This is a genomic window from Prosthecobacter gellanilyticus, assembly GCF_007992435.1.
GTDB classification, from domain to species: Bacteria; Verrucomicrobiota; Verrucomicrobiia; order Verrucomicrobiales; family Verrucomicrobiaceae; genus Prosthecobacter; species Prosthecobacter gellanilyticus.
Genome location: NZ_BKAG01000009.1, coordinates 118,242 through 142,025 on the forward strand (window position 1 = coordinate 118,242; position 23,784 = coordinate 142,025).

Genomic DNA, 23,784 nt, shown 5'->3' on the forward strand with positions numbered 1-23,784 from the left:
TCTGTGCCCTCTGCGGTTGAATTCAGTGGTTCACATTCACGTGTCCGCTTTCTGGCTCACGAAGGGCCGCTTGCCGTCCTTGGATTTGTCTGCGGCTTTTGGCTCTTTGTCAGCCGGTGGGGGCGGTGCCACACCGTCGATGGTCGGGGTGACTCGCGCACCATCTGCAGGGAAGGGGATGGGAGTCAGACAGAGCACGGAACCATCCTTCGGGGCCTTCTCAGCGTTCGCGGAGACCACGATGTGCTTCTCCGTGCTGACCAGCGGATCCACGGTCATGCGGCGCAGGGTGTTTTGCGGGCGCTCGATCAGGATGATCTCGTTGCCTGCACGGACGGCCTGGCGGGGGATCACATACACATTCTGCAGAGCGTCTCCGGCGATGTCTGCCTCCACAAAGGCGCCGATCGTCAGGGGTGGCGTGCCATCGGCCTTCTTCGCATAGGGATCCGTCACCTGGGCCACTGCGGTAGCCTGACGGGTCTGCTCATCCAGACTGCTTTCCACGCGCACCACCTTGCCCTCCCAGGCCACTTGCTTACCGGCCACGGTGGCTTTGAGAAAGACCTTCGGGTTATCCGTGCTCGCTTGATCGCGGAAAGGCTGGGGCAGCTTTAAAAACTGGCTCTCGCGCTCCGGCAGCGGCAGGCGGATCTCCACATAATCCACCGCGAAGACGCGGCCCAGCACCGTGCCCTGGGAGACGAACTGCCCTACATCCACACTCTGCTCCATCACCTGACCAGCGTAGGGCGCGCGGATCACGGTGCGCTCCAGGTCACGCTCGGCTTTAAGCACCCGGGCTCGCGTGGCCGCCAGGCTGGCCTCCGCCTGGGCCAGTTGAGGCGCGCGCACCACCAGGGAGGATGGCTGACCGCCACGTCCCATGGCCTTCCAGTTTTCGCGAGCCTGGTCGGCGCGGGCTTTTTCCTCGGCCAGCACCACCTCACCCTGCGCGACCTCGGCTTTGGCGATGACGATGGCCGTCTCATAGTCCGTGGTGTCGAGTTTCAGCAGCACCTCGTCCTTGGCAAAAAAACCGCCTGGGCGGAAGGACGGGCTCATTTCCACGATCTTGCCGCTCACCTCTGGCAGCAGGGTGCTGCGGGTGCGCGGCTGCACGGTTCCCTGGGAGCGCACATGCAGGTCGTAGCTTGTCTTCTTTAAGAGGGTGCCTTCCACCCGCACTTGTGTCGGCGGCAGGCTTTTCTCCTCAGGCTTGGGCGGGTTTTTGACCAGCCACCACACCACCCAAACACACGCCCCGACGATGACGATGGGCAAAAGTGTGCGGATAATCTGGAGAAAAAGACGCATGGGGGGGTGGGCGGCCTGTACTAAACGTGAATCCTGGATTTAAAAGCGAGGAAACTTTACAGCCACGCACACATACGCCTCTGGCGGCCTCGCCTGATGCCCTTAGGCAGCGGATGTGCCCTCGGTCAGGCGTTACCTGTAGAAACGACTTGAGGGCTCAACTGCAGAGAGTGTGCAAAAAGATGTCCGAACTGACAGAGATGACGGCTGTACGGACGTCTTATCCGGCCCTGTTTTGTTTTGGTTTCGAAGCCTGGAAGTCCGTGAATCCACCTTGAAGCCCTGATTGCCCCTCTATACCATCCGCGCCCCGTATGCCCAAACCTCTCAGCATTCTCCTCTGGCTCGCCATTTCCGCGCTCGGCGCGGGCTCTGTCGCCTTCACTGCTTTCCACAAAGGGGAGACGATCAATGCGCTGTGGCTGGTGGTGGCCGGGGTATGCTCCTTCGCGGTGGCGTATCGCTTCTACAGCAAGTGGCTGATGACGAAGGTGCTGGTGCTGGATGACTCGCGTGCCACGCCTGCCCACACCAAGCAGGACGGGAAGGACTTTGTGCCGACGAACAAGTGGGTGGTCTTCGGCCATCACTTCGCAGCCATCGCGGGACCTGGGCCACTCGTTGGCCCCGTGCTGGCTTCCCAGTTTGGTTATCTGCCGGGCACGCTTTGGATTTTGATCGGTGCCACGCTGGGCGGTGGTGTGCATGATGCGATCGTGATGTTTGCCAGCATCCGCCGTGGTGGTAAATCCGTGGGCCAGATGCTGAAGGAAGAGGTGAATCCGGTGGTCGGCTTCGTGGCCATGATCTCCGTGCTGACGATCATGACCATCCTGCTCGCCGTGCTCGGCTTGGTGGTGGTGAAGGCGCTGGCAGAGAGCCCTTGGGGCCTCTTCACGATTGCGATGACCATTCCGCTGGCCTTCATCATGGGTTTCGGGCACACGATCTTCAAGGTGAGCGTGCGGAACATCACCATCTTTGGCATCGTGGGCCTGCTGGTGAGTGTGTGGGCAGGCAGCCATCTGAAGGACTGGGGCATCGAGCACTTCTTTGACTACAAGGGCGAGACCATCGCGTGGTCGATCATGATCTATGGCTTCGCGGCTTCCGTGCTGCCGGTGTGGATGCTACTCGCGCCGCGTGACTATCTGAGCACTTTCATGAAGATTGGCACCGTGGCGGTGCTGGCCGTGGTGGTGATCTGGGTGGCGCCTGATCTGCAGATGCCGAAGGTGACGAAGTTCATCGATGGCACCGGACTGGTGTTCCTAGGCAGTGTGTTTCCGTTTGTGTTCATCACCATCGCCTGTGGTGCCATCTCGGGCTTCCATGCGCTGATCTCCTCCGGCACCACGCCGAAACTGCTGGACCGTGAAGAGTCCATCCGCAGCGTGGCGTATGGTGCCATGGTCACTGAAATGCTGGTGGCGCTGATGGCGCTCGTGGCGGCTTGTGCGCTGATGCCGGGTGAATACTTCGCCATCAATGCGGGCGCTGCCAAGGTGGTGCAGACGGATCCTTCCCAGGCTGCGGCTGTGACCAAGATGATCACCGAGGCCGGTTTCCCGGTGACGGTGGCGGGGATGGAAAAGCTGGCGACGGACATCGGTGAAAAGACCATGTTTGGTCGCGTGGGTGGTGCCCCGACCTTTGCGGTGGGCATGGCGCAGATGTTTGCACGCGCCTTTGGTCCTGGCTGGATGGCCTTCTGGTACCACTTCGCCATCATGTTTGAGGCGCTCTTCATCCTGACCACGATCGATGCCGGCACGCGAGTGGGACGCTTCATTTTGCAGGACTTCCTCGGCGGCATCTGGAAGCCTCTGGGCAATACCCGCAGCCTGCCCTCCAATGTGCTGTCCAGCGCGCTACTGGTGGGAGCTTGGGGGTACTTCCTTTATCAAGGGGTGGTGGATCCGCTCGGTGGTATCAACACGCTGTGGCCATTGTTTGGCATCGCCAACCAGCTCCTGGCGGTAATCGCCTTCTGCCTGGGTACGACCATTCTGATCAAGATGGGCAAGGCACGCTACATGGCGGTGACGGTGATCCCGCTGGTGTTTCTGATGAGCGCCACTTTCAGCGCGGGCTACATCAAGCTCTTCGACGCGAATCCGAAGATGGGCTTCATCGCCGGGGCCAAGTTCTATGGCGACAAGATTGTCGCGGGTGGCACGGAGAAGGAACTGGCGGAGTGGGGCGCGCAGCAGTTTAACTTCAATGTGGACACGGTGGTCACGGCCTTCTTCCTGCTCGCGGTGGCGATCATCTTCCTGGGCTGCCTGCGTGAGTGGATCAAGCTCCTCAGCGGCAAGAAGGTGGCCATCCTTCATGAGGATGCGTATGTGCCGCAGAACAAGAGTGCCACCGTTTGATTGATCCAACCCATGAGCCTCGCCTCACCACGCCTTGAGATCAGCGCTGGCATGCAGCAGGTGCGCCTGTATGACGGGCACCGTATCGTGCGTGACTGGGCGTGCAGCACCTCGAAGTATGGTCTCGGTTTCACCGAGGGCAGCAACAAGACGCCGCTGGGCAGCTTTGTGGTGCAGGAGAAGCATGGTGACGGGGCCGAGATGGGCACCATTTTCAAATCCCGCCAGCCGGTGGGGAAATGGACTCCGGGCATGGAGACGCAGAGTGATCTGGTGCTGAGCCGCATCCTGTGGCTGGGCGGGCTGGAGCCGCGGAATGCGAACACCTACCAGCGCTACATCTACATCCACGGCACGAATGACGAGGCCAGCATCGGCCGGATCGCCAGTCATGGCTGCATCCGCATGCGCAATCGCGAGGTGATCGAGCTTTTCGATCTGGTGCCGGTGGGGACGCCGGTCTGGATTGATGAATGAGACAATTTCCCCTCTTGCCACATCGGCAGGTACTCCCTAGCCTCCGCGCCCATGTCCGATCAAAAATCCCCCGTGAACTGGGACGCACTCGAAGCGAAGCCCGAATTTCGCAGCTTAGTGAGCCGCAAGACGCGCTTCATCGTCAGCGCCACGATCTTTTTCATGGCCTACTATCTCGCGCTGCCGGTGCTGGTCGGCTGGTTCCCAGAGCTCATGAAGACACAAGTGCTGGGCAAGGTGAACATCGCCTACATCTTCGCGCTGTCACAGTTCCTCATGGCCTGGATCATCGCCTTCATGTACGTCCGCAAGGCCTCTGCCTGGGACAAGGAAGCCGCTGCGGTGATCAAGGATCACCATTGATTCGCGGGTTCGTTCGTCATCCGGATTTCGTCATTCGTCACTCTCTCTCCTCATGTCCATTACTCTCTCGATGCTCGCCGAAGCCGCCGCTCAGGTAGCAGCCCAGCCCAAGGCGGGTTCCCCTATCGCCCTCACCATGTTCTTCGGCTTTGTGGGGCTGACACTGCTCATCACTTTCTGGGCCGCGAAAAAGAACACCGGCGCCAGCGCTTACTTTGCCGCTGGCCGCAGCATCACTGGCTGGCAGAACGGTCTCGCGGTCGCCGGTGACTACATGAGCGCCGCCAGCTTCCTCGGCATCTCCGGAGCCATCTGTCTAAATGGTTATGATGGCTTTATGTACAGCGTCGGGTTCCTCGTCGCTTACATCACGGTGCTTCTGGTGGTGGCTGAACCGCTGCGCAATGCGGGCAAGTACACCATGGCGGATCTTCTCGCCTATCGTCTGAAGCCGCGGCCAGTGCGCGCCATGGCCTCGCTGAGCACGCTGACGGTGTCCACGTTTTACATGATCGCCCAGATGGTGGGCGCCGGTGTGATCATTGAGAAGCTCATCGGTGCTTCTTTCCACGTCGCTGTGATTGGCGTGGGTGTGCTGATGCTCGTGTATGTGGTGTTTGGCGGCATGCTGGCCACCACCTGGGTGCAGATCATCAAGGCCATCTTGCTCATGATCGGTGCCTTCATGCTGAGCTTCCTGGTGCTGAAGCATCATGGATACAGCATCGTTAACTTCTTTGATTCCATCAGCGCTGCCACCTATGCCGGCACGGAAGCCGCGAAGAACCTGCTGGAGCCGGGTCTGCAATACGGCAAGGCGGTCAAAGGGCCGTGGGGTCCGACGGATTTCCTTTCCTTGAGTCTCGCTCTGGTGCTCGGCACCGCCGGTCTGCCGCACATCCTGGTCCGTTTCTACACCGTGCCTGATGCCAAGACCGCCCGCTCCAGCGTGGTGTGGGCCATGGCCATCATCGGCATCTTCTATATCCTCACGACCTTCTTCGGCTTCGGTGCAGCCACGATCCTGCAGAAGGCGCAGATCCTTTCCGACGGCAAACCGAACCCGAACATGGTGGCGCCTGTGCTGGCGCAGTTCCTGGGTGGCGAGCTCTTCTTCGCCTTCATCAGCGCCGTGGCCTTCGCGACAATCCTTGCGGTGGTGGCCGGCCTAACCATGAGTGCTTCGGCCTCGTTCGCGCATGACTTCTATTCCAACGTGATTCATCACGGCAAAGAGAACCGCCCAGGTCAGGAAGTGAAAGTCGCCCGCATCACCGCCTTCGTGGTCGGTGCGGTCAGCATCAGCATTGCGATCTACCTCGGGCCTAGCGTGAATGCGGCGTTCCTTGTTGGACTCGCCTTTGCCGTGGCGGCGAGCGCGAACCTGCCGGTCATCGTGCTGAGCGTGTTCTGGAAGCGCTTCAACACTACCGGTGCTACTGCCGGTCTCAGCGTGGGCTTGGCCTCGGCGATCATTCTGATTCTGCTGAGCAAGAATGGTCCGGCTTTCCTGGGACATCCGTTCCCGCTGGAGAATCCTGGCATCGTCAGTATCCCGCTGGGCTTCCTGGCCGCCTACCTCGGCACCATCCTGACCAAGCGTGATCCTGAGGCTGAGGCGAAGTTCGCCGAGCTGACCGTGCGTGCGCATACGGGGCTTGGGGCGGAGAAGGCTGTGGCGCATTGATCCTGGTTAGTCAGCAGTTTTTAACCGCTAATAGGACGCTAATTAAACGCTAATGGGATCCTTTCATTATTAGCGTTCTGTTAGCGTCTGATTAGCGGTTCTAAATTCTGGTTCCCCATGAGTGACATCAAGTTCTCCGATCCAGAACTGCAGCGACGATATGAGCGGACTGTTTCGACGCTGTCCATTTTGATGGGGTTGCCGGAAGAACTCTGGCCAGTGTTTGCGTTGATGGATGCATATGACCTTTTCAAACATCTTGAAGGAGAGGACTCGGACAAGGTGCGGGATATCATTCAAAAACTAACCTCTCCTGAACTGCGTCCTGCGTTAAGATTGTGGTATCAAGATCCGATGGAGACGATGAATGCATCTGCTGCTGAGTTTCGACAGAGGTTGAGCGGGCTTGTAGGCGAGACTCTATAACCAACTTGATTCAATGAACCCCAAGCAAATTGAAGCGGTGCTGAAGCTGTCGGGGCATGATCGCTATCGTCATTTTCTGAAGGTGGTGGCGGACAAGGAGAGTGCTTGGGGGCTTTATGAAGATGGATGGGCGTTGGCAGCGGATGATGATGGCAATCCAGTTTTTCCACTGTGGCCTGCGAAGGAGTATGCCGCTCTGTGTGCAGTGGGTGAGTGGGCTGGGTATGAGCCGAGCGACATCGATGTCGATGAGCTGCTGGAGGAACTTCTCCCGAGCTTGATGGAGCGGGGAACAAGGATTGGCATTTTTCCAAGTCCTTCTGAGAAAGGTGTGTCTCCTGAACTTGATCGTTTCGAGCAGGAGTTGAGAGATGAGCTGTCTCAGTATGAGTAGGCAGCCTCACGCCGGATTACGTATTTCAACACCCATGAAAATCCTTCCCCAAATCACCAAGCCTTGTCAGCAGAACTGGGATGCTATGACAGGAGATGAGAAGAAGAGATTTTGCAGCCATTGCCAGCTGCATGTGCACAATCTCTCGGCCATGACGCCGGATGAGCAATTGGCGGTTTTCTCCCATCGCGATGAGAAGAGCTGCATCACGTACTTGGAGAAGGGGAACGAGATGCGTGTGTGCACGAACACCTGGGTGGCGGTGCACAGATTGTTCAGGCCGTTTCGGCGTGTGGCCTTTTCGTTGTCAGCTATCGTCGCGGCCTTGTTGGCAAGTTGCAGTTCTCCTTCCTCGAAGAATCTTCCGCCACCCACACCGCCGTCGCCGCCGACTTCCGAGGTCTCCGCTCCCGCGAAACTGGGGGGCAAGCAGATCATGGGTGGAATCTGCTTTGAGCCCCCTCTCTGGCGGAGGGTTTTGTTTTTCTGGGAGCGCTGAGGCATCGGACTTAGATCAAAAGTGGCGCATGAGGTTCCTGCATCCCATCTTCCTGCCATTGACGATTTGGATGTGGTTGGGCGTCATTTTGGATGGTTGTCTCAACTGGTCTGCCCCAACTTCGGGAACGGGGCCATCCAATTCAAACATGATGTATATGGGTGCCGTGTTCATGGCTCCTCTGGCGGCTCTCCTGTTTCAGCTTCTCCTGGGATTTCTGAGCCAGTGGCTGCTGCGGAAGTCTAAGAGCCGCCCCGCCCATCTAGGGCTTGGGCTTTGCCTGGGAGTGATCGTGACGACGTTGGTTGTGCGAGCACTTCATATCCCTCATGCGGACTCTTCGGGCATGAATCTCTGGGCCATCGTGGCTGCGATCTTTGTGCCTCCGATCGTTCTGGGCCATGCGTGGTCGTATAGACTGAAGACAAGATAACACAGTTCGCGAATTGGAGCCTTGAGACGGCTTTTATCTGAGTGCCGCAAAATGTGCGCTCTCACTTGATCCGGTTGAGAAAGTCACCCACGAGACCGCTCTTCTTGGGAGCCGAAGGTTTGGTGGAGGATCCTGACGACTTCGACCTGGATGACGATGATGATTTGGTGGTGGTGGAGCGGCTCGCTGTCTGAGAGGAGGATGCTCCTCCACCAGCCAGTTGGGAGAGCGGTTTGTACACGGACTCGAGCTTCTCTGGCGAGATTTTGGCGACTCGCCCGGCCTCAGTTCCCACCTCTTTGGCGAGCTCGAGCGCTTTGGTGTACTTCTTGCATTGGAACCAGTATCCCACAGCGCCAAAGCCGTTTTGAGTCTGGGTTTTGTCGGCACGCCATTCTGCCTCGCAGAGTTTGGCGGCTTCTTCCACCTTGCCTGCCGAGGCCATCTGCACGGCCTCGGGGTTCAAGCGCAGGCCAGATTCGACGAGGGTGACCTCGCTGACCAGCGCAGCCAGTTTCTCCTTCACGGCGTCGGGGGCGCTTTGAGCAGCTGCTTCGATCTCCGCCAGCGCCTCGGGGAAGAAACCCTGTTTCAGGTGCGCTGCGGACATAAGCGCCAGAGCTTCCCATCCCTCGCGATACAACAAGCACGCCTGGGTGCTGAGATCCAAGGCCACACCGGCTTCACCCTTTTCAAGGGAGCGTTTGCCCTGGCTGATCAGGTCATGATATTCCAGCAGGACGGGGCCCGTGATGGCCTGGCGCGGTGATGCCTCAGCCAGCTGTTGTTTGAGCTGTTCAAACTTGGGTTCCTGGGCGAGCTCCGGTTGCAGGGCGAGGTAATCCGTCAGCCAGATGTGGGCCTGCCTGGCATCACCGAGCGAGATGCAAAATTGGTACAGCCATTGGCAGAGGCGGGCATTCTCAGGTTCCTTTTCCAGAAGGGTGATCATGTCCTCATAGAAACGTTTCGGGCTCTCGTGGACCTGATATTGTTCCAAAGCTTGTTCGGCGGAGATCGGTGTCTCCCTGGCTGATGATGGCGATGCCTGCTCCTGAGCGGTTGCTGGCTGCTGGCCTGCGAGGTCCGCGGCCAGCCAGGCCATGATCAGGTATGGGATGAAAAGAATCTGGCAGAGCCGGCGCATTTGGGATCAGGGGTCGGAGACGGAAACTCCCATGTCTTTCATGGCATTCAAACATTGCATTTCCTCAGTCTGAAGAGTGGCGAGCTCGCGCATCTTTTCAGTGAGCCTCAGCTCCCAGGTCATTCTAAGCCTGCTGTTGCCGAGAACGAGCAGACGCCGATTCGTCAGCTCGATTTCCTGCTCGACCATGGAGACCTTGTAGCGCACCTGGGTCAGCACGCGGCTGCAGCGTGAACGTTCCTGATCCATGCCTGCAAGCGCCAGATGCTGGCCAGCCAGCCTGACCTCGGCCCGTCTGGCCTTCCCATACGCTTCCAGTTTCACGCGCTGATCAGTGGTGCTCTTTAGGGATTTCTGCAGCTCGGTGCGGCGGCTCCTGGTCACTCCAGGCTCTTCCAGCGCGGCTTTCAGGGATTCCTCTTCCTTGATGAGGTTCGTGATCTGTCCCTGTGTCTCGCGGTATTGATGGATCACTTGAACGGCCTGCTGGGTGGAGACGGTGCCCTTCGAAGTCGGCTGGCTGGCGCCGGGCTGGGGTGATGCATGATCGTTGAACTCCTCATACACATCTTGGTAGACGTGATAGTTCGTGGTGCTGTAGCCGCCCGTGGTACTGCTGGCGGCAGCAGGGGGGGCGGTGCCTGACCGTGAGGGGCCGCTCCGGTAAGGGATCATGGCCTGGGTGCTGGCTGGTGGTTGCGTGGTAGCGGCCGTATCAGGGACAGGATCCACCTGCGGGCGATAGGGGATGAAGGTGCCGCCGCCTGATTGCCTCATGCTGCCTCCGGAAGGACTGTAGGAAGATGACAGTGATGATGGGGCCCTGCTGGATCCCTGACTGCCCATTTCATCCATGAACTTGTTCATGGGCTTGGCCACCATTTCATCAAACCCGCGAGTCAGTCCGTTGGCAGCACGCTCCACGCCGCCTTTAAAGTTTCCGGCACGCGCATCGAGAATGCCTGAGATATACTCCGAGGTCATCTTCGCCTCAGGCGCGTATTTCCAGGTGAGGTCATCATACCACTGCGTGGCCTTCTCGATCACCTGGGATTTGATCTCACCCTTGATGGCTTCCTTGCTGTATTCGTAAAGCTCCTTGCCCGACTTGATTCCCGCCCACTCTGTCAGCGTCTCGGCCGTTTTCTCCAGGCGCTGGCTGAGTGACTTGCCATCGGCGAAGAAGTTGCCGTCAAAGTTCCGCAGCTCGTCCATCAACGACGTCTCACTCAAGGGGTTGATGACATCCATGACCTTGCCGCCGATGTTTTTGAGGGATTCGGACATGGACAGCGTGCTGTCTCCCTGGACCAGCCCCAGGATGGGCAGCGCATCAGTGATCTTGTCGACTGCGTACTCCTTGATCTCGCTGTAGTTGTCCCGGACGAGCGTCGAGAGCGAGTTGTAGCTGTCGGCAAAAACATTGCTCACCTTGGCGATGAAGCTTTCATCATCAGCTTTCTGCTGGGCCTGGGCGATCTTGCCGGAGCCTGGGGAACTGCTGGCTTTGCTCTGGGCATCGACTCTCGCCCAACCCTTCAAAATATCATTGTCGAGCTGCCGGCTCTGATCCGAGAGGCGCTGCCGCTCATTGTTGTAGTAATCACGGATCTCGGCGATCTGCTGACGTGCGCGGGCGGCGCCTTCCTGCACCTTCTGCATCACATCATCGAGCGTGGATCTGAGTGCCTCCTGATCACGCTGCATTTGCTCCTGGCGTTGCTCGGCCTGCTCACGCATGGCTTCCTGCCGGTCCTTGAAGTCCTGCTGCCGCCTGTCGTTCTCAGCCTTCAATTTGTCCCGGTTGGCCTGCTGCTGGCGCTGCCAGTTTTCGAATTCACGCTTCTGCTCGTCATACACCGCCTGCCTCGCCTCCTGCTCCAGACTGGCGAGTTCACGGTCAATCTCGGCAAGCTCTCGTTCGAGCCGCTTGGTGATTTCCCGTATTTCTTCCTCGGACATGGGGATGGCATGCCCCTTCACGTCTTTCAGATGTTTGCCAAACGGCTGTCCACCTTTCTCGATTTCAGATTTTGACCGGCGGCATTCACTGCAATAAAGCCCGGCGCGTAGCTCCACGACCTTGATCTTATGCTCCTCGATCAGCCGCTGCTTTTTGGAGCGGAGGTTATAGGCCCGCTTCTGGATGGCCTGAACCTGGGAGTAGTCCGCTTTTGCCTCCCCCGAGACGCCGATCGTCAGCACGAGCGTCAGAGGCGCTGTGCTGACAAGAAGCAGGCCGGCTGCCGCAGTGGCAGCCGGTTTCATCAGGCGGTTCCAAAACTGGCGCATTGGAGGTTAAAGAGATGCCGTCACACGAGGCGCTGGCGTGCGCACCCGGGAGGGCGCGGTTGGTGCGGGGATGGGTGTCGGGACGGGAGTCGTTTCGGGGCTTGCTGCGGGAGCGTTTGCAGGGCTGGTGGAGGCAGGGGCTGAACCCGGAGGCGTGGAGGCAGGTGCTGTGACGGGAGTTGTCTGCTCACGCAGTTTTTCGGCCACAATTTGATGCAGCGCGCTCAGCTGGGTCTCGGGAGATCCTTCGAGCTTGTAGGTGCGGTCATAGAGGGCCACGGAGATGGGCAGGCCGGCAACCAGGCTGCTGTCGAGACGAAGCTGGCTGAGCGTCTGCTTGATCTCCTGAACCTTCGTGGCGGCGACTTCGGAGTTTTGCATGAACTGCATGGAGGCACCCATCATCTGGGTGCTGCTCTGCATGAGCGAGGTATTGCCGTACTGCGTGGCCATGCCTGCGCCGTAGCCTGCTGCAAAAGCAGAGGCTGCTCCCATGAGAATGTTCACTGTCTGCTGGGTCTGGGCACGCTGCTTCTCCTCGATGAGAGGGGTCGACTCGCGCTGCCAGGCCAGATACTTCGCATCCACCTCAGGGATCACGGCCTTGGTCAGGAGATTGTCCGTGTAGGCGGCGAGGACCTTCTCCCGTTCCACGGCCACGCCCTCCTGAGCGAGGCGGGCCTTGTCATCGGTGACGAGAAGCTGGGTCTCATTACCAATGAAGCCTTTCACGCGCCTAACAATGAATTCGCCGGGCTTTTGCTTGGTGTGGACCACTGAACTGGCAATCTGGCCCCAGAGAGCCGAGGAGGGGTCTCCATTGTCGGCAAACTCCGAGGAGCTTGCCGTCACCACAAAAGGCTTCGTGGAGCGGAAGGCGCGACTGCCGTCCGAACGCAGCACGGTGAAGGAGACACTCGTGGTCTTGCCGTCCGACTTCACGATGCGGGGCTGCACCACAAGATCGGCCGCAGGGGTGGTCACCGGGGAAAAATAGGCCCCGGCCACACCCGGAGTCACGCGAAGCTGCCGAACCAGGCGGCTCGCGAGGTAGAGGCGCTCAAAGCCGCGCATGCCCTGCTCATCCTCAGGAAGAGACGCCAGGTCGGCCGTCTCAAAGGGCAGGACCACGATGGTCGGCGCCTCAGTGACCGGAGAGGTCACGCCGAGCTGGACTGGGTCTTTCTTACCGCCAACGCCGGAGGAGCAGGCGGCGAGCAGGAGCGCGGACAGGGCAGTCACGCTGTAACGAAGCATCTTCATGGACATCATCGGGAGTATGAGTTGATGGTTATACTTGCCTAACAGGACCTGTGTTTTAGTGCGGCAGCACAAAAATGGTCAAGGCTGTATAACAGAATGAAGAACAAAAAAATTTGATTTTTTTTGTTGGTCAGATGTCCAGATTCCCCCTTGATCCAGGCCACCTTTCGCCCGCGGCAGGTTTTCTTTAGCGTGCAGTGGCACGCCTCCTTTTTGGGAGCCCTGGAGGGATTATCTACTGCAAACTGGACTGGAATGCCTTCGCCTCGCCTTCGAGCAATGCCAGAGCCTCTCCCACCAGATACAGCGAGCCGCAGATGAGGCGGCGGTGTCTGGCGCGGGGTTTCAGGGCTGCTGCCAGGTTCTCGTGGAGGGTCACGGGCACTTTGGGGGCATCAAAGTGCGTGAGGTATTGGCGGAGCTGCTCGGGCGTGCTCGCACGGGGGGACTGGAAGGCGGTGAAGTTCCAGGAGGCGGCGATGGGGCTGAGGGCTTCCATGACGCCGGGGGTGTCTTTGTCCTTGGCAGAAGCAAAAATGATCTCGGCCTTCTCGCGCTCGAACTGCTGCTCCCAGGTGCCGGCGAGGACCATGGCGGCTTCGACGTTGTGCGCGCCATCGAGGATGACTTCGCCATCGCAGAGGCTTTGGAAACGGCCGGGCCAGCGGACATCCAGCAAGGCTTGCTCGAGGATGACGGAGGGAAGGCGGATGCCAGCCTCGCGGACGGCTTCGAGGGCAATGGAGGCGTTCCAGGCTTGATGCGGGCCGGCGAGGCCGAGCTTGGATTCGGTCAGAGGTGCATCGACGAGGAGGAGCGGACTCTTTTGAGCCTTGGCGGTCCTTTCGATGACAGCGAGCGCAGCGGGGTCCTGCATGCCGGTGACGACGGGGACGCCGGGCTTGATGATGCCTGCCTTCTCAGAAGCGATTTTGGTTAGGCTATCCCCCAGCTGTTCCATGTGGTCATAACCGATGCGGGTGATGACGCTGACCTCGGGCGTGATCGCGTTCGTGGCATCGAGACGGCCACCGAGACCGGTTTCCAGGATGATCCACTCATGACCACGCTGCCGGAACCAGTCGAGAGCGAGAGCGAAGGCAATCTCAAAGAAGGTGGGATGAGTTTCCCAGTTCGCGACGAGCTCGCGGATCTTCTTCAGGCCGGACTCGATCTCGTCATTGGTGATCTCGCGCTCGGCATCGCGGATGCGCTCGTTGAAGCGGATGAGATGCGGGGAGGTGAAGATGCCTGCATTGATGCCCGCAGCCTGCATCATGGCGTGCATGAAGGCGCAGGTGCTGCCCTTGCCGTTCGTGCCGGCGACGTGGATGAACTTCATGCCTGCTCCGGGCAGTTCGAGCGCTGCGAGCAGCTTGTGCACGTTCTCCAGGCCGAGCTTGATGCCGAAGAGCTGGGTGGAGTAGAGCCAGGTGAGTTCAGGAGACATGAATGGAAATGACGAATGACGAAAACTGAATGACGAAGGAAGGCCGAACTATAAATGACGAATGACGAACTCCAAGACCTGGCTGGCAGGCCTCAAGGTTCGTCATTCGTCATTCGAGCTTCGTGATTCTTTAGGCGACGAGGGTCTGCTCGCGGGCAGGTCCGATGCCGAGGAGGCTGATCTTGGCGCCGGTGAGTTCTTCCACGCGCTTCAGGTAGGCCTTGGCCAGCGGAGGCAGGTCGGCGAAGTTCTTGGTGTTGCTGAGGTCGACCTTCCAGCCCTGGTGGGTTTCATAGATCGGCTCGCAAGCTTCGATGTCCTCCACCGTGCTCGGCGGATACTTGATCGTTTCACCACGCAGTTTGTAAGCGGTGCAGATCTGCACTTCATCGAGGCCGTCGAGACCGTCGAGGTTGGTGATGGCGAGCTCGTCGGCACCATTGACCATGACGGCGTAGCGCAGGAGCACGGCATCCAGCCAGCCGCAGCGGCGGGCACGGCCGGTGGTGGCGCCGAACTCACGACCCATGTTGTGGAGCATGTCGCCGATGTCATCGTTCTCGGTGACAAACGGACCGCTGCCGACACGGGTGGTGTAGGCTTTGCAGACGGCCACCACTTTGTCGATCATGCGCGGAGGCACGCCGGAACCGGTGCAGGCACCGCCGGAGGTGGTGTTGGAGCTGGTGACGAAAGGATAAGTGCCGTGGTCAATGTCGAGGTAAGTGCCCTGGGCGCCTTCAAAGAGGAGGCTCTTGCCGGCCTGGATGGCTTCGTGGCAGACGACGGTGGTGTTGGTGATGTGCGGAGCCAGATCCTTGGCAGCGGCGAGGATCTTCTCGATGGTCTCCTCGACCGGCACGGCTTCGATGCCGGAGGCAACGATGAACTCATTGTTCACTGCGATACGCTCACGAAGAGCCTCGGCGAGTTTCTCAGGCTGGGTGAGCAGGATGGCACGGAGGCCGTTGCGCTCCACCTTGTCCGCGTAAGCCGGGCCGATGCCGCGACCGGTGGTGCCGATGGCGTTCTTGCCGCGACGGGCCTCACGGGCGCGGTCGAGAGCCTTGTGGTAAGGCATGACGAGATGGCAGGTCTCGCTGATGCGCAGGTTCTGCGCGGTGATCTTCACACCCTGGCCGCGGAGCTTGGCCATCTCCTCAAGGAGACCGATGGGGTCGAGCACGACGCCGTTGCCGATGACACAGAGCTTCTCTTCCCAAAGGATGCCGCTGGGGATGAGATGCAGGATGTACTTCTGGCCGTTGTTGATGACGGTGTGGCCGGCGTTGCTGCCGCCTGCTGCACGCACGACGACATCTGTTTTTTCAGTGAGGAAATCGACGATCTTGCCTTTTCCTTCATCGCCCCACTGGGCGCCGACAACAATGGTATTGGACATTTCTGGAGAGTGCGCGGCTCACTGCCGCTGGTTGAGTTGGGGGGAGAAAAAAACGCTGCCGGCCACTTGGCCGACAGCGTAAAACCGGGCCTCTAAGTTACCGCATCAGGCGGAGAGGTTCTGGAAAGTGAAGACTGCGTAACCGACAGCTCCGAGCGCCAGCAGGCCGACGGCATAGAGCGGGCCGTAGCCGCTGCTTTTGGGCTTGGCCTTGGGGCCGAAACCGCTGCGGCGGCCTTTGTCGATGGCCGTGGCGCTGTAGCCGCCACGAGTCACGGTCTGAGCAGGGGCAGCGTAGGACGGAGCTTCCTCCGCATAGTCGCCGTAGAAGGTGACTTCCACGTGGCCGATGTTGAAGGTGCCGCCGTTCGCCATTTCCAGGCTTTCGACACGCTGGCCGCTGACGGAGGTGCCGTTGGTGGAACCGAGATCGGTGAAGACCCAGTTGTTACCGTCGAAGATAAATTCGCCATGATTGCTGGAGACCGAGTCGTGAGCGATTTGGATGGAGTTGTCCTCAGCGCGTCCGAGCGAAAGACGCTCAGAGGTGAGTTCGACTTCGCCAGACTGGCCTTCAGGGGTCGTGAATTGGATTTTTGCCATAGCGTTTCGGGATTTAGCAGGCTGTGGGGGCGGTGGCAAGATGGAATCTCAGCCGGGGGAGGCGCATTTCCGGGAAGCGGCTTGCTGACGCTTTCGTCACCTGGCTTGAAGCAAATTTGATAGGTGTTTCTCCGAGGTCTGGCCGCTTTGATCTTGCGCCTTTCCCAAGGTTTCGTTTCCATGGGGGTGCATGCTTTGGCGCTGTTTTTCCTCACTTTCCCTCGGGTTGCTGGTTTTCTCTGCTTCTGGGCTGGCCCAGGAGGCTTCCCCCAAGGGGGGAATGGAGGGCAAGGGGCTCTCCTCGGTTTCCCTGACCTTGTCCAGAAAGCCACCTGCGGATTATGAGAAACGTCTCAAGCCGCTGCTGACGCCTCTGAAGGAGGTCCTGGCACGGCGTGGTGATTTCGATTCGCAGGGCAAGGACGGCGTCATCCTGCTGGATGAAACTCTGATGTACACGGATGCCTCGGGGCGACGTGTCTGGGCCCACCATATGATTGAGGAGGCTGTGAACGAGTCAGGAGCCGAGACCCTGGCGGAGGACACGCATGATTTCCGCACGGATGACCAGAAACTGCATCTGGTGCTGGCACGTTCCATCCTCAAGGATGGCAAGGAGGTGCCGGTGGACGACCGGGGTGTGATCATGGAGTCCGCGCAGAACGACTCTGGCGCCAGTGTGTACGGGGACCGCGGCCAGATGCGGCTCATCTTCTCCGCCATGAAGCCTGGCATCGTGCGGGAGGTGATCACCTGCTATGAGGAGACGCAGGTGCGCATTGACGGGCATTTCACAGCGCAGGAATACATGTCAGCCTACTGGCCGGTGCGGCAGTCCCGGTTTGTGCTGCTCATGCCGGACTCCGTGGTGAGCCGGGTGAAGGAGACGCGGCTTGGCACGGGATATCCCGAGGCCGTGAAATCCACGCAGCCAGACGGCACTCACCTTTGGAAGTATGAGAAGGAGCGCATCATGCCTGACTATGCGGAGGGCGGACGTCCGCCGATGGACCAGATGGGCCCGGTGCTGTTTCTCAGCACGCTGGCGGACTGGGAGACCTTTGGCGAGTGGTACCGGAAGCTGCTGAAAGAGCGGTCTGAAGTGCCCCAGCCGCTGCTGGATCTGGCGCGTGAGTGGACGAAGGATGCGAAGACCGATCAGGAGAAGGTGCAGGCCATCGTGACCCATGTGGCGCGTGATGTGCGCTACACGGGGCTGGAGTTTGGGCTTGGCGCCCTGCAGCCCAGGTCTCCAGAGCAGGTGTGGAAGACGGCCTATGGCGACTGCAAGGACAAGTCCAACCTCTCTGCTCTACTGCTGCGGTCTGTGGGTGTGGAGGCGAGTCTGGCCCTGATTCAAACGGATCACCTGGGCCGCATCGAGCGGCGCAGTCCTGACACACGGCATTTCAATCATGCCATCCTGGCGGTGAAATCGGCGAATGGCTGGCAGTTCACGGATCCGACCATCCGCTATGTCACGCCGGGCATGCTGGCACCTTCGAGCTGTGATCGTGATGTGCTGCTGATGAAGCCGGACGGCATCGAGTGGACACGCACGCCCGTGTCTCCTGGGGGCGAGGTGCACTACCGGCTGGATGCGGACTTTGAGGTGGACGGTTCCATCGAGGGCTGGCTGGAACTGCGGAACAGCGGGTACTATCTGGCTTCTGAGCGCAGCTATTATGAAAGCATGGGGCAGGATGAGCTGAAGCGTGATGTGCAGAGCAGCCTCAACTCTCTGCTGCCTGGTGCGCGCTTGATCGATGTGGAGAAAGGCAAGCTGGAGGGCGATGTGGCCTGGCGTGTCTTTTTCACCCTGACGACGCAGGTCAGCGGGAACGACGAGCGTCTGCCGATCACCTTTCCAGCTGGTGGAGCTGTCATGCTGAGGATGGGTGATGATGAGAAGCGGCAGACCACAAGGTTTCTCTGGCCGGTCGACTGGCGTGTCAGCGGCAGCATCCGACTGCCGGAGGGCTGGGTGGCGGCGGATGTGCCCGCCTCTTTTGATTTCAGCACGGAAGCTTATGAGGTGTCTGCCCGCTGGGAGATGAAGGACGGTGCCTGCCTGCCGCATTTTGAGGCGAAGGTGATCCGGAATTCCATGTCGGCGACGGAGCATGGCACGGCCTGGCGTGGCACGAAGACGCTCATGGGCTGGTTGCAGAAGCCGCTCTGGCTGAAGCGTGGTGAAGGCGCCGCCAGCCCTGCACCTGCCGAGCCTGCGCTCACCCTGGGCAAGTTCCCGCTCATGCCCACCGGCGAGGGGCAGCTGGCCTTTGTGGAGGAGAAGTTTCCAAGCCAGGGCAACCGCGACATGCGCCGCATGGCCCTGCGGAAGGTGCTGGAGCATTTCGCGGATGATCCGCTGACGGTCTTCATGGCGAAGGTGCGGCTGGCACTGGCGGACTGGAGCGATGACAAGGATGCCGAGGCGGAAAAGGCCCTGCGTGAGACTAACCAAAAGCCTCACAGCAAGGTGGATGAGGAGACCGCCGCGTGGGGCCGCTACATGCAGGGGCTGGTGCTGGCGGACATGGAGAAGCCCAAGGAAGCCGCGGCGATCTTTGAGGCATTGACCCAGAAGGCGAGTCTTTCGGAATACCGCCGCGCGTGGGCCTTCCTGCAGCTCTCCTATGTGTATGAGAAGGAGAAGGATTTCGCCCGTGCGCTGACGGAGGCCCGCAAGGGGATGGCGCTGAATCATGAGGAAGTGGCGGAGGGGCTGATCGCCCAGATCACCTTCCTTTTGATCGAGCTGAAGCAGGAGAAGGAGCTTGAGACCGAACTTAAAAAGCTGGCAGATGCGCAGGCTGACAAGGCCACGCCCTTGCTTGTGCATTTGGCAAAGCTCGCGGATGCCTGGGCCAAGAATGACAAGCCACAGCATGCGCAAGGCACGCTGAAAGCTCTCGAAGCGCTGAACTTCAAGTCCGCAGACGCCGACTATCAGAAGTTCATGGACAGCGCGCGTGGGGCGTTGGCGGGGCAGGAAGTCTCTGGTGAGCTGCAGAAGGAGCTAAAGGCTTATTTGAGGCTGAGCCCGACAGCGCTGCAGCCGCCCACGGCGGGCTGGCCGGAGAATCGGGAGGCCTGTGCCGCCGCCTTCAAGGCCGCGGACGAAAGCAGCAATTCAGATGCGGGGCACCGGCTGGCCCTGCGTCTGCTCACGGAGTATCCACCTGATGCGGACTTTCCCCGCGTGCTCTGGCGCGCCGCCTCGCATCTGGAGCACTATGAGCGCGGTCCGGAAGCGAAGACCGCCTCAACGCTGCTGCGGCTGCTCATCAAGCTCGGCAAGAAGCTGCCTGAGACGGAGGATCATCATTGGGAAATACGCTTTCTCGAAGGAACCGTGTTTGAGTATCGCGGCCAGGACTGGCGCGGAGCGGCGGAACACTTTGCCGCCATGGATGCTGATGCGGGACTGCCCGACGGCTTCCGCTCCACCATCATCATCCGCGCCGCGAGCAACTATGAAAAGCTGAAGGAGTGGAAGAAGGCGCTGGAGATGCTGGCCCGCCTGGAACGCTGGAAGACCTATGCCAGCGCCGGAGACGGCCTTGCCCGTGCGGCACATCTGCATCTGGAGATGGGAGAGCCGCAAAAAGCGCTGCGTCTGCTGCGTGTGGTGGAGACAAGCCGTGAGTTTCATCTCAAGAACACGACGATGGAGGAAGTGCTGACCCAGTTGTTAGACCTGGCCAAGGATGAGAAGCACGCCCTTGCCATATGGCAGGCGAAACCCGCCTGGTGGCCGGCCTGGCAGGACCTGGCGAAACAGCTCGGTGTCATGGAGACTGAGGTGGAGCCGATGGTCACGGATCCTGGAACCCTGGGAACGGAACTGAGCGAGGCCATGGAAGCGAAGGACGGTGTGCGCTGCGGCCAGATCATGCAGCGCCTAGCGCATCAGGCGCGCTGGGTGCCAGGAAACACGGTGTCTGTTTCGTGGCTGAGTTTGTACCGCATCGCCCAGGTGCGGCCGAATCTGCGGACGGAATGCCGGAAGTTCATCCTGACCATCCTGCGAGATGCACCGGTGATGCTGGACAACGACAAGCGCTCACGCTTCATGTACCTGGCCATGTGCGGCATCGACTCCAACCTGAAAACGCAGGCGCTGGTGGACGTGCATGACTACTTCAAGGCCTATCCAAAAGATGTACATGTGATCAGCTTCGTCATGGCGCGTCTGTGGGCGCTCATCGCCATGGAGAAGGAAGCGGAGCGCCCTGCCGCCGAGGCCAGCCTGCGGGAGCACCTGGCATCTCCTGAACTGCGGGATGACCGGATGGCGAGCGTGAAAGCCATGGTGGACCTGCTGCGCGTGCAGAAGCGCACGGCGGACCTCAAGTCACTCCTGACGGCGGAATTGAAGAGCCCGGTCTTCAGCGTGGATGAAAGCGCGCTGGCGGAATTGAAGGGCATGCTCAGGGGAGCGGGCGAGACGGAGGCTCTCGGCAGCACTCTCCAAAACTGGATCACCAAGCATGCGCCGCCATGGTGGGCGTATGCGGGACCGAAGACGCTGGCGGATGCCGGATTGAAGGCAGATGAAGAAGACATCTCCAGCGCGGTGGAGAACCTGCCGTTCCAGGAGCAGGCGAAGGTCTACATCCTGGCGGCAGCGGAGCGTCAGGGCTCGATCGATCTGCGCCTTGAATGGTGGCGGCAGGGATTGATCCGTTACCTGAAGGCGCAGCAATGGAGCCGCGCAGCCTATGAGGCGTGCATCTTCTCCATCCTGGATGATCCGGAGGCTCCCGTCTCATTGAAAGACTCCACGCTGCGCATGGCGGTGCTCTTTGCCACGGAGGTGGGGACGGCGGAAGACTACCCAACTTTGCGGAAGCGCATGGCTGACAAGGACTGGCTGGATGACACCCGGGCCTACATGCTCTGCCTGGACCGTGTGCATGCCACGGACCTTGGCTCGAACACCTCCATCGCCGAATCTTTGCTGGCACAGGTGAAGGACAACAACGCCATGGTGCTGGTGGAGCTGTTTGCCACCACGCTGGTGGATCGCGCGCTGGCGAAGGGCAAGGTCGATCGTGCGGAAGCTGTGACGGTGGCCCTCACGCAACTGCGCAACAGCGAAGGAATCCCGACGAAAGAGCTGCAGAGCCTGCGCCTCACGCTGATGAAAAGCATCAGCGAGGTGAGGCGCTCCATGGCGATGCATGAGGCGCTGGAGAAAGTGCTGGTGGAACATGATGCTGCTGTGCCGAAGGTGAAAGTCCCGGATGTGCTCGGTGCTGTGAATCCGTCCAACGTGGGCTCGGCTGCCTACATGGCCTGGATGCGCGAGGCGGTGCGTAAGGGTGAATATGACCGCGGAGGGCTGCACGTCTGGAACCTCCTCGGACAGGCTTGTGCGGAAGTGGATACCAATGGCATGAGGCCGCTGCGGCTGGCCCTGGCCAAGGCTGTGTTTGGCGCAGCTGCGGCTGATGATGTGGAGGATGAAACCCGCCGCTTGGCCGCCAATCTCATTCTGTCTGCCATCGACTTTGATAATGCGGAGGAGCGTGAGTTTGCGCTGTCCCTGGTGAAGCCGTGGCGTGATCCGAAACTGCCCGAGACCTATGCCGAGATCCGTTCTGAGGAGGCACAGTGGGCCTTGCGCACCGGTGGAGACTTTGATTTCAAGGCCATTCAGGAGCAGCTCAAGGATGCGGGCATGAGCAGCTTCCTGCAAAGTCTGGCGCTCTCACGCGCGATGAGCCGTGGTGATGTGCCAAGCATCAAGCGTGCGCTGGATGAGATGGGGGCTGATGCGCTGCTGGAGCATGAGGAACTGCCGATCATCATCCCGGCGCTGAAGAAAGCCGGGCGCAAAGATGAGCTGACGCTGGCGCTGGAGGAGGCCCCGGCTGCGATGAAGGAAGCCATCCTGGACAGCTGGGGCGGCAATGATGTCTATGCTGTGCGCCGTGCCGTGACCCTGGCGGAGCTGCTCGGAAAGCCTGATGCCTTGCCGAAAGAATGGGTCGCTTTCTGTGAGAAGGCTTATCCAGAGCGGCAGGATCAACTGACGCTGGCCATCTTCATCGCGCGCATGAACAAGGACTGGGAAGGGATGCTCAAAGCGGCGACGGAGGTCATGGAAAAGTATCCGACCTTTTACGCCCACTCCTGGTTCAAGGCCAAGGCTCTGGTGGAACTGAAGCGGACCGAGGAGGCCAAGGAACCGCTGCGTGTTTATGTGAAGTACTGCCACGATGAGGCAGAACATCACGTAGCCGAGGAACTGCTGAAGAAGCTCGAGTCTGGTGCGACGCCGCAGTGAACGGAGTCAGAGTTTGGCAGGAAGATTGAGGGTAAAGCACCGCACGCAACCTTCATCCATCCACGAAAAAGCCCCGGATACTCACGGCATCCGGGGCTTCATCAACAACGACCTTCAACAGGCCTAACTAAAAAGAGATTACATCGTGGCGTGGATGCGGGCCAGGGCCATGAGCATGTAGGTGGTGGCGAGAGTGGAGTCACTCTCCATCCAGCGGCCTTCGGCGTTGGTCCAGGAGCCGTCGCCAGTCTGCAGGCTGAGAAGCTTGCCGGCGAGGTCGGCGCGCCAGTCGATGACCTTGCCATCCTTGGTCTTGAGGAAGTCGGTGCCGGCGATGCTCAGGGCCTTGGCCATGGTGTGGTAATAGTAGTACAGGCCTTTGGCGCCCATGCCGGGGTTTTCATTGAGGCTGTAGTTTTCGTTGAGCCACTGAAGCACGGCTTTCACGTTGGCGTCATCCTTGCCGAGACCGGCGTAGATGAAGCTGAGGAGACCGGCGTAGCTGATGCTGCCGTAGCTGCGCAGGGCCACTTTGCCGTCCGGACCTTTGGCTTCCTCGCCACGGGTTTCACCGGGGCTGTAGATGAAACCACCCTTGTCTTTTGCATCTGTGCTGACCCAGGCGGCTTTGTTGCTCTCTGGCAGGTTCTGGCAGTTCTTCACGAACTGGATGGCGGCGGAGTAGTTGAGCTGTGGCTCGTCCTTGGCGGCATCACCTTTGTCAGCCAGCAGTGCCTGCGCGTAGTACAGGGCCTCAAGGGCGAAATGGGTGTTGGAAAGGTCAGCGTGAGCCGGATTGTTAGGCTTTGGAGTGCCGTAGCCGATGCCGCCATCGTTCGGGTTGTCGAGCTTGCCCTTTTCATCATGGTCGTTCTGCTGGCCGATGATGAAACGGCGCGCGGCGATGAGGATGGGCTCGCGCTCCTTGCTGGGGGCGAGCATGAGGGCGGTGAGGGCCAGGGAGGTGTTGTAGTTCGCGCGGGCCTTCACGTAGATGCCACCATCAGGCTGCACGTTTTTCAGGATGAAGGCGATGCCCTTTTCCACTTCAGCGGGGATGGGATCGGTGGGCTTGCGCTCGGGAGCCAGCAGGATGCTGGTGATGGCGAGAGCGGTGAAGGCGACGGGCTCGGCATCTCCCCACTGGCCGGTTTCGGCGTTCTGCTTCGACTTGAGAAAGGCGAGGCCGCGGTCATAACCGAGGCGGATTTCCTGCTTCAAGGACTCCTGGCGCGCAGGCTGGGTGGCAGCCTGGGAGAAGACGATCTGGGGCACTGCGAGAAGCAGCGCGAGGGCGGTGGTTTTCATGGGAAGAAAGTTGACGGTGGTTTACGGTTGTTGACGATTGTTTACAG

Annotated in this window: 16 protein-coding genes; 7 read left to right on the plus strand and 9 right to left on the minus strand. The window is 59.9% G+C overall.

Features of this window, described 5'->3' with window-relative positions:
* Window positions 1–36: 36 nt before the first annotated feature.
* A complete protein-coding gene (locus tag BGE01nite_RS08280) occupies window positions 37–1,317 on the minus strand; it encodes an efflux RND transporter periplasmic adaptor subunit (RefSeq protein ID WP_146849969.1) in 1,281 nt (426 codons plus the stop codon).
* 314 nt (window positions 1,318–1,631) lie between these two features.
* Between BGE01nite_RS08280 and BGE01nite_RS08285 the strand changes: the two genes are divergently transcribed.
* The 6 genes from BGE01nite_RS08285 (at window position 1,632) to BGE01nite_RS08310 (ending at window position 7,042) form a co-directional block, all read left to right on the plus strand.
* Window positions 1,632–3,695: a carbon starvation CstA family protein gene (locus BGE01nite_RS08285; RefSeq protein ID WP_146849970.1), complete on the plus strand. Its 2,064-nt coding sequence runs from the start codon at window positions 1,632–1,634 to the stop codon at window positions 3,693–3,695.
* A 12-nt stretch (window positions 3,696–3,707) separates the two neighbouring features.
* Window positions 3,708–4,172, plus strand: a complete 465-nt coding sequence (locus BGE01nite_RS08290) for a L,D-transpeptidase (protein WP_170266675.1) — start codon at window positions 3,708–3,710, stop codon at window positions 4,170–4,172.
* A 51-nt stretch (window positions 4,173–4,223) separates the two neighbouring features.
* Window positions 4,224–4,535 carry a DUF485 domain-containing protein gene (locus BGE01nite_RS08295; protein WP_146849971.1) on the plus strand — a complete coding sequence of 104 codons (312 nt, stop codon included), beginning with the start codon at window positions 4,224–4,226 and terminating at the stop codon, window positions 4,533–4,535.
* A 70-nt stretch (window positions 4,536–4,605) separates the two neighbouring features.
* Window positions 4,606–6,222, plus strand: coding sequence for a solute symporter family protein (locus tag BGE01nite_RS08300; RefSeq protein WP_425485685.1), 1,617 nt, complete (start codon window positions 4,606–4,608; stop codon window positions 6,220–6,222).
* 117 nt (window positions 6,223–6,339) lie between these two features.
* Window positions 6,340–6,648 carry a hypothetical protein gene (locus tag BGE01nite_RS08305; RefSeq protein ID WP_146849973.1) on the plus strand — a complete coding sequence of 103 codons (309 nt, stop codon included), beginning with the start codon at window positions 6,340–6,342 and terminating at the stop codon, window positions 6,646–6,648.
* Between the two features lie 13 nt (window positions 6,649–6,661).
* Complete coding sequence (locus BGE01nite_RS08310) at window positions 6,662–7,042, plus strand: DUF2750 domain-containing protein (protein ID WP_146849974.1); 381 nt, start codon at window positions 6,662–6,664, stop codon at window positions 7,040–7,042.
* Between the two features lie 66 nt (window positions 7,043–7,108).
* Here the strand turns inward: BGE01nite_RS08310 and BGE01nite_RS08315 are convergent, their stop codons facing one another.
* From BGE01nite_RS08315 to BGE01nite_RS08345, 7 genes are all read right to left on the minus strand, one after another.
* Window positions 7,109–7,480, minus strand: coding sequence for a hypothetical protein (locus BGE01nite_RS08315; RefSeq protein ID WP_146849975.1), 372 nt, complete (start codon window positions 7,478–7,480; stop codon window positions 7,109–7,111).
* Window positions 7,481–8,035: 555 nt separating this feature from the next.
* On the minus strand, window positions 8,036–9,121 hold the full coding sequence (locus BGE01nite_RS08320; protein ID WP_146849976.1) for a hypothetical protein: 1,086 nt from the start codon (window positions 9,119–9,121) through the stop codon (window positions 8,036–8,038).
* Window positions 9,122–9,127: 6 nt separating this feature from the next.
* Entirely contained in the window at window positions 9,128–11,389 is a 2,262-nt protein-coding gene (locus BGE01nite_RS08325; RefSeq protein WP_146849977.1) for a DUF4175 domain-containing protein, read from the minus strand.
* Window positions 11,390–11,419: 30 nt separating this feature from the next.
* On the minus strand, window positions 11,420–12,676 hold the full coding sequence (locus BGE01nite_RS08330; RefSeq protein ID WP_146849978.1) for a hypothetical protein: 1,257 nt from the start codon (window positions 12,674–12,676) through the stop codon (window positions 11,420–11,422).
* Between the two features lie 235 nt (window positions 12,677–12,911).
* On the minus strand, window positions 12,912–14,126 hold the full coding sequence (locus tag BGE01nite_RS08335; protein ID WP_146849979.1) for a bifunctional folylpolyglutamate synthase/dihydrofolate synthase: 1,215 nt from the start codon (window positions 14,124–14,126) through the stop codon (window positions 12,912–12,914).
* Window positions 14,127–14,256: 130 nt separating this feature from the next.
* Window positions 14,257–15,528, minus strand: coding sequence for an adenylosuccinate synthase (locus BGE01nite_RS08340; RefSeq protein WP_146849980.1), 1,272 nt, complete (start codon window positions 15,526–15,528; stop codon window positions 14,257–14,259).
* Between the two features lie 105 nt (window positions 15,529–15,633).
* Entirely contained in the window at window positions 15,634–16,131 is a 498-nt protein-coding gene (locus tag BGE01nite_RS08345) for an FHA domain-containing protein (protein WP_146849981.1), read from the minus strand.
* 316 nt (window positions 16,132–16,447) lie between these two features.
* Between BGE01nite_RS08345 and BGE01nite_RS08350 the strand changes: the two genes are divergently transcribed.
* The gene (locus BGE01nite_RS08350; RefSeq protein ID WP_170266676.1) at window positions 16,448–22,429 is read left to right on the plus strand and encodes a transglutaminase family protein; all 5,982 of its coding nucleotides are present in this window, start codon (window positions 16,448–16,450) and stop codon (window positions 22,427–22,429) included.
* Between the two features lie 138 nt (window positions 22,430–22,567).
* Here BGE01nite_RS08350 and BGE01nite_RS08355 read toward each other — a convergent pair whose 3' ends face one another.
* Complete coding sequence (locus BGE01nite_RS08355; protein WP_146849983.1) at window positions 22,568–23,737, minus strand: prenyltransferase/squalene oxidase repeat-containing protein; 1,170 nt, start codon at window positions 23,735–23,737, stop codon at window positions 22,568–22,570.
* Between the last annotated feature and the right edge of the window lie 47 nt (window positions 23,738–23,784).